This is a genomic window from Actinocorallia lasiicapitis (genome assembly GCF_054778695.1).
The window spans coordinates 1-842 of the sequence record NZ_BAAGZI010000826.1; the positions used below are offsets into that span (position 1 = coordinate 1).

An 842-nucleotide genomic window follows, 5' to 3' on the forward strand; every position below is an offset into this window, starting at 1 on the left:
GCGCCCAGCGGGACGGCGCCGGCTCCCGCGGGGTCCGACCCGGCCGACGCAGGGCTGCCGACGTCCACGCCGACACCGCCGTCGTCGTCGGCGACCAAGGCGATGAGCGATCTGGCCAAGTGCATGAAGAAGTACGGGGTGGATATTCCGGCCGACCCGTCGGCGACCTGGTCGCCGCCGCCCGGATATGACGCCGACAAGGCCAAGAAGGCGTTCGAGAAGTGCCTGCCCGCCCAGGCGACGCCCCCGGCTTCCTAAACTGCCAGGGTTGTTTCCTATTAGACTTGGCAAATGGAACGTTACGGACGGGCGCGGCTCGCGGTGGCCGCGATCTTCGCTGTGCACGGCATGGCGTCGGGGACCTTCGCCACCCGGATCCCCTGGGTGCAGGAGCACGTGAGCGCGAGCGCGGGCGAGCTGGGCCTGGCCCTGCTCGCCCCCGCGGTCGGCTCGTTCGTGGCGATGCCGATGGTCGGCCGGGTGATCCACCGGCTCGGCGGCCGTAGCGCGACCCGGCTGGGCATCGCGCTGCAGTGCCTGGTCCTGGCCCTGATCCCGTTCGCGCCAACCGTGCCGACCCTCTGGGCGGTGCTGTTCCTGTTCGGCGCGATGGCGGGCAGCGCCGATGTGGCGATGAACGCCCAGGGCGTCGAGGTGGAGGAGCGGCTCGGCAAGCCGATCATGTCGGGGCTGCACGGAATGTGGAGCGTCGGCGGGCTGGTCGGGGCGGGGGCCGGGGCGCTGGCCGCCCACGCCCACGTCGACGCGCGGATCCATCTGCCGGTGGCGGCGACCGTCCTCGTGGCCTTCGCGGCGGTCGTTGGGCGGTGGCTGCCCGCGTC

General features: G+C 72.4%; 2 protein-coding genes. Both read left to right on the top strand.

The window, feature by feature from the left end; all coding sequences use genetic code 11:
- On the top strand, positions 1–258 hold a 258-nt coding region (locus tag ACYVE7_RS34895), incomplete at its 5' end, for a hypothetical protein (RefSeq protein WP_460370938.1).
- A 33-nt stretch (positions 259–291) separates the two neighbouring features.
- On the top strand, positions 292–842 hold a 551-nt coding region (locus ACYVE7_RS34900), incomplete at its 3' end, for an MFS transporter (RefSeq protein WP_460370940.1).